Raw genomic sequence first — 5,455 nt, forward strand, 5'->3', positions numbered from 1 at the left:
TTCCACGGGGCCGAGTGGATGAACTCGCCCGAGCTGGTCACCCGCATGGCCAGGGCCGCCTTCACCTCGTAGCCCTCGGCCGAGTCCTGAGCGATGCCGGTGGTCTCGGAGTTCATCGTGATGTTCTCCGCCTTCTCCATCACCACCTTGGTGCCCGAGCGGGTCCTGAAGCCGGGCTTGCCGGCCGTCATCGGCCAGGTGCCGACCGGCTTGCCGTCGCGCAGCCAGGTGATGGTGTGCTTCGCGATGTCGACCGTGCCTTGCTGGTCCTTGCCGATGGTCAGCTCCAGGGTGCGGTTCAGCTGCCCGAAGCGGCCCTTGCCGGCATCGACGCCGTTCAGGTTCGCGTCCAGGGTGACCTTGGTGCCCGGTTTCCAGTGCTGTCTGGGGCGCCAGTGCACCGTCTGGTCGTCGAACCAGCCCCACGAGCCCTCCTGGGCCGGCACCGACGTGACGTGCATGTTGCGCTCGAACTCCGCCTTGTTCGTCACCGGGGTGTCGAAGTGCACGACAACCGGCTGGGCGACGCCGAAGGGGCCGCCCTGCACCGGGGTCAGGGTCGGGAAGACCTCGTTGTCGCGGGAGACTTGCGCCGTGGTGAAACGGGTGGTGCTGGACTTCGTGGCGCCGTCGCTTCCGGTGGCGGTGGCCTCGACCGTGTAGCGGGCACCCGGGTCCAGGCGGCTCCGGGCCGTCCAGACGCCCTTGTCGTCGACCTTTCCCGTGACCGGGACCGCATTCCTGCCCTCGGCGGTGGACGTGACTCGGACGTCGCTGACCTTGCCGCCGGTGGCCGTCACCCGCAGCAGGGTGCTCACCGGGACGTCGGTGGCGCCGGAGCGGACGTTGGTGGTGAGGCTGAGGGGTGCGGCCGGCGCGGTCGTGGAGGCTTGGGCGGAGGCCGAGGCCTGGGCCGAGGCTGGCACCGATGGGCTGGCCTGCGGCGACGTCGCATCCGTGGCCGATCCCGTCGTCGCGCAGCCGCCAGCGGCCAGGACCAGCAGCATGCCTGTGGCCAGATGACGCCCGGGGGATGTGCGCATGGTGATCTCTTCGGCTCGATGGGGTGGTCGAAGAGGCCAGTCTTCGACGCGGCAGGGCCACCTGGTTGGAAGTCGGGGCGGTTTTGGGTGATCTTCAGCTGGTGTTTCGGCGCGGCCCCCTCACCGCTGCTGCCGATAGATTGGGCTGGCGGAAAGCAGTGAGCGATCCGTGGGGATGCAATGGGAAGGGGCGGCATGTCACGTCACGAGACGGCCGTCGACCGTCTGGGCACCGAGATCATCGAGGGACGCCGGGCAGTGGGCTCGGTCTTCACCACGGCCCAGGTCGAGGCCGAACTGGGGATCTCCCGGTCCGTGGCACGAGAGGCCGTGCGGGTGCTGGAGAGCCTGGGCCTGGTGTCCACCTCGCCCCGCGTCGGATGCAGCGTCCAGGGCCCCGCGCACTGGAACACCCTGTCGCCGCAGATCATCCGGTGGCGGATGAACGGGCCCGACCAGATGAGGCAGCTGCGGGCGCTGACGGAGCTGCGGGCAGGGGTGGAGCCGCAGGCGGCCGCCCTGGCCGCCCGGCGTGCCAGCTGGGATGACATTGCGACCCTGGAGGCGACAGCGCAGGCCATGGAGCAGCTGGGCGCGCAGGGGCTGGGGGACACCGATGACTTCCTGCGAGCCGACCTCGACTTCCACGCACGCCTGCTGCAGGCAACCGGGAATCCCGCCTATGTTGCGCTCGGGCCCACCATCCTCACCTGTCTCGAGACCCGCAACCAGGCAGGCCTCACGCCGGCCAAGCCCTCACCCGAGAACCTGCGACGCCACACCGATCTTGCCGTCGCCATCCGGGAGCGCGACGAGCACGCGGCGCGGGATCTCGCACGCCAGCTGGTGGAGTGCGTGGTGCAGGAGGTCCAGTGACCCCACCGGCCACGCGGACCTCCTGCCGCTGTGTCACGAGAGCTTGAGCAGCACCTTCGACGACCCGGTGGCGCGGTCGGCGGCCATCTCGAAGGCCTCCACTGCTTGGTCGAGGGTGAACTCGTGGGTCACCACCGCCGAGACGTCCACGCCGTCGGCCATCAACTGCAGGGCCTCGGTGATCTCGTCGACGAAGCGGTAGGAGCCCACATAGTTGATCTCCCGGGTGACGAGCTGGCCCAGTGCCGCGCTGACCTCGCCGGCCGGCAGGTTGCCCACCTGGACGACGGTGCCGCCCCGGCGCACCGCGGCGAAGACCGGTCCCAGGGCGCGAGGGCTGCCCGATGCCTCGATCGCCACGTCCACCTCGCTCGGCAGGCTGTCCCCGCTGGCGACGTTGAAGCTCTGGTGCGCGCCCAGCTCCCGGGCGATCGCCAGGGCCGGGTCGGACAGGTCGGCGGCGATGACCGTCTCGGCACCCTTGGCCCGGGCGGCAGCCACGGCGAGGGATCCGATCGGCCCGGCACCGTTGACCAGGACGGTGCGTCCCGTCAGGTCCCCGGCCCGTGCCACGGCATGCAGGGCGACACCGAAGGGTTCGGCGAGGGCGGCCTGCCGGGTCGAGACCCCCTGGGGAAGCATTCGGAGCTGGTCGGCGCGCACCGCCCGGAACTGGCAGAAGCCTCCCTGCTCATGCGGGTCGAAGGCGGCCGAGCCGAAGTAGCGGACCTCCGGCCACAGGTTGGTGCGTTCGACGAGTTCGGGGACCACCTGGTGCTGGCCCACCAGGGTTGCGGGGTGCACCGTCACGGCCTGCCCCACCTCGACGCCCACCACCTCGGCCCCCACCTCGGCCACGTGGCCCGAGACCTCATGGCCGAGCACCAGCGGATCGTGCAGGATCGCCGTGCCACTGACGCCATGCTTGACGTAGGCGACGTCGGAGCCGCAGATGCCGCCCCACTCCATCTCCACCAGCACCTGGTCGGGTGCGCACTGCGGCCGCTCGAGCTCGTCGACCCTCAGGTCCCCGGCGGCGTGAACCACAACAGCCTTCATCGTCCTGCTCCTCACATCATCTTTTGGATCTGGTCCCAAATTCCCAGCACACCCACGGCGAAGACCGCGACGGCCGAGATCCACAGGTAGACGTGCCACGCGTGCCGTCCGCGGATGCGTGGGTCGGTCTCGCGGGCGTCGAGGTAGAGCGTGGCCACCACGACAGCCATCAGGAAGACAGCATTGCCCAGCCCGGCGAGCAGCACCATCGTCAGGGGCGACTGGAAGACCACCGCGAACAGGCCCCAGATGACGGGCAGCACCACCACCAGGGAGCGCATCCAGCGCGTGCGACGGGTCAGGTCGGTCCACTCGAAGACGCCGAAGACGGCCAGGGTGTTGGAGACCTGTCGGGAGAAGCCGGGGGCATTGGCCAGGATGGTCTTGAACAGCGCGACCGCCGCACCCAGCAGGAAGACGACCCCGGCCCAGCCGCCGGCCGTGTCGGTGAAGATCCGCGAGATGGTCCGCAGCACCTCATTGCCCTTGGGCTCCAGCCCCTGGGGGTGCAGCACTGCCGCGCCCAGCATGTAGAAGGCGGCGGTGGAGACGGTGTAGATCACCCAGGAGGTCCAGGCATCCACCTGCATCACCTTGACCCAGCCGCGGGCCCGCTCGGCCCACTCCTGCGAGCCGTCATTGGGGCCGGTCCAGGCCGCATAGCCCTTCTCCACACACCAGTAGGTGTAGGCGGTGATCTCGCCGGCGCCCACGCCGGTCATGCCGAACATGCCCACGGCCACGCCCACCGTGCCCGCCGCGATCCGCAGGCTCATTCCGTCGCCCAGGTCTCCCGCGGTGAAGGCGAAGGGGGTGAACTGCACACCGACCAGCATCGCCACCGCGGCGCCGGTGACCAGCAGCACCAGCACCGTCGAGACCTTCTCGACGATCGAATAGCGGTTGGTGGCGTGGATGGCCACCGCCAGGATGACCATGGCCGCCACCCAGAAGCCCAGCGAGGTCGCCGACAGGGGCGCGCCGCCCACCGGGAAGACCAGCGACACCGCCAGGGCTGCGGCGGCGAGCACACCGCCCTGGCCGATGACGATCTGGATGAACATCAGCAGGCCGATCCAGGAGATCCACCCGCGCTTGCCGATCCGGGGCGGGACGGCGTCATAGCCGGTCATCGCCACCTTGCCGGTGGAGATGGACCACCGCGCCAGTTCGATCTGCACGCCCACCTTCACGAAGGTGGACACGAAGACCAGCCACAGCAGGATGAACCCGGCCTTGGCTCCCAGCGCAGTGGCGGTGAGGAGTTCACCGGAGCCCACCACCGCGGCGCTGGTGACCATGCCGGGGCCGAGGTACTTGAAGGCGCCGGCCAGGGTGCGGGGTGGTTCCTGCACCTTGGCGGGGTCGAGGACGTAGGGGTCGCGCGCCAGTTGCTGGGCGCTGTCAGCGGGTGTGCTCATCAGGTCTTCCTTCACGAAACGGCGATGTATCGCAGCGGGGACAAGCCCCTCCGTATGTTGATTGTAAAGGAATAGTCATACAAATGGGGGTGTGGGTCAACGGCAGGATGGTGTTCACCGGCTGACGAGGTACAGGAGGAAGACATGACACAGCAGGTTCGGGTTGAGGTCTCCGGGGCGGTGGCGCAGCTCGTGCTGTGCGCCCCGGTCTCGGGCAATCGCGTCGACGTGGGATTTGCCCAGTCACTGGCGCGCGCCGTGGAGGTGGTCGAGGCCGATCTGTCGGTGCGGGTGCTGTGGCTTCGCGCCGAGGGCGAGCACTTCTCCCAGGGTGCCGATGTGCGCGCCTTCCATGACCGCGGCGACGAGGTGCCGAATGCGGTCATGGAGCTCTTCGAGGCGCTGAACCCCGCGCTCGAACGGCTCTGGGCGCTCCCGGTTCCGAGCGTGGCGGAGGTGCAGGGCTGGTGCGTGGGCGGTGCGCTGGGCCTGGCGTCGATGGCGGATGTGGTGGTGGCGGGCTCCGGGGCGCGTTTCCGCGCGGCCTTCACCGGTCTGGCGATCCCCAACACTGGGGGGTCAACCCTGGGATTCGCCTCCCGGATGGGCATGTCCGCGGCGAAGCGCTTCTGCCTGCTCAACGAGGCGATGGATGCCGAGCAGGCGCAGCAGGCCGGGCTCGTCGATGTCGTGGTGGACGAGGCGGACCTGGACCAGACTGCCCGCGAGTTTGCCGAGCGCCTTGCCGCCGGCCCGACGCTCGCCTATGTGGGCATCCGCCGGAACTTCGCCCGGGTGCCCACGAGCCTCGCTGGCAGCCTGGCCGACGAGGTGGAGTCGGTGCGGGCCTGTGCGGGATCCGAGGACGTCGCCGAGGCGGTTGGTGCGTTCATGGAGAAGCGACGGCCGGGGTTCCGGGGGCGGTGATGTTGCGCCAGATCCGGCCGCGGGGCTCGGTGAGCTCCGCCTTGCCGAGCCGGCCGTCCATGCCGACGAACCGGATGCGGTGCTCGTGCTCCCGTCCGGGTTGGAGGCCCTTCAGCTCCAGCTTCGCGG

General features: G+C 69.7%; 5 protein-coding genes. 2 read left to right on the forward strand and 3 right to left on the reverse strand.

Annotated features, from left to right (window positions below; genetic code table 11):
* Positions 1 to 1,043 (reverse strand): Ig-like domain-containing protein (locus ACHFFZ_RS01650; protein ID WP_394274926.1); only part of this gene is annotated, 1,043 nt, incomplete at its 3' end.
* A gap of 195 nt (positions 1,044 to 1,238) precedes the next feature.
* Between ACHFFZ_RS01650 and ACHFFZ_RS01655 the strand changes: the two genes are divergently transcribed.
* The gene (locus tag ACHFFZ_RS01655; RefSeq protein WP_394274927.1) at positions 1,239 to 1,919 is read left to right on the forward strand and encodes a FadR/GntR family transcriptional regulator; all 681 of its coding nucleotides are present in this window, start codon (positions 1,239 to 1,241) and stop codon (positions 1,917 to 1,919) included.
* A gap of 33 nt (positions 1,920 to 1,952) precedes the next feature.
* Here the strand turns inward: ACHFFZ_RS01655 and ACHFFZ_RS01660 are convergent, their stop codons facing one another.
* Both ACHFFZ_RS01660 and ACHFFZ_RS01665 read right to left on the reverse strand, forming a co-directional pair.
* Positions 1,953 to 2,978, reverse strand: a complete 1,026-nt coding sequence (locus ACHFFZ_RS01660) for an L-idonate 5-dehydrogenase (RefSeq protein ID WP_394274928.1) — start codon at positions 2,976 to 2,978, stop codon at positions 1,953 to 1,955.
* An 11-nt stretch (positions 2,979 to 2,989) separates the two neighbouring features.
* The gene (locus tag ACHFFZ_RS01665; protein WP_394274929.1) at positions 2,990 to 4,399 is read right to left on the reverse strand and encodes an Nramp family divalent metal transporter; all 1,410 of its coding nucleotides are present in this window, start codon (positions 4,397 to 4,399) and stop codon (positions 2,990 to 2,992) included.
* 144 nt (positions 4,400 to 4,543) lie between these two features.
* Here ACHFFZ_RS01665 and ACHFFZ_RS01670 point away from each other — a divergent pair, with 144 nt between their 5' ends.
* On the forward strand, positions 4,544 to 5,326 hold the full coding sequence (locus tag ACHFFZ_RS01670; protein WP_394274930.1) for an enoyl-CoA hydratase/isomerase family protein: 783 nt from the start codon (positions 4,544 to 4,546) through the stop codon (positions 5,324 to 5,326).
* The last annotated feature ends 129 nt before the right edge of the window (positions 5,327 to 5,455 follow it).

This window comes from Luteococcus sp., assembly GCF_043424415.1.
Lineage (GTDB): Bacteria > Actinomycetota > Actinomycetes > Propionibacteriales > Propionibacteriaceae > Luteococcus.

Excerpts from the sequence above, each read along its gene's own strand:
- ACHFFZ_RS01655 (WP_394274927.1), top strand. The coding sequence starts at position 1,239 with ATGTCACGTCACGAGACGGCCGTCGACCGTCTGGGCACCGAGATCATC.
- ACHFFZ_RS01660 (WP_394274928.1), bottom strand. The coding sequence starts at position 2,978 with ATGAAGGCTGTTGTGGTTCACGCCGCCGGGGACCTGAGGGTCGACGAG.
- ACHFFZ_RS01665 (WP_394274929.1), bottom strand. The coding sequence starts at position 4,399 with ATGAGCACACCCGCTGACAGCGCCCAGCAACTGGCGCGCGACCCCTAC.
- ACHFFZ_RS01670 (WP_394274930.1), top strand. The coding sequence starts at position 4,544 with ATGACACAGCAGGTTCGGGTTGAGGTCTCCGGGGCGGTGGCGCAGCTC.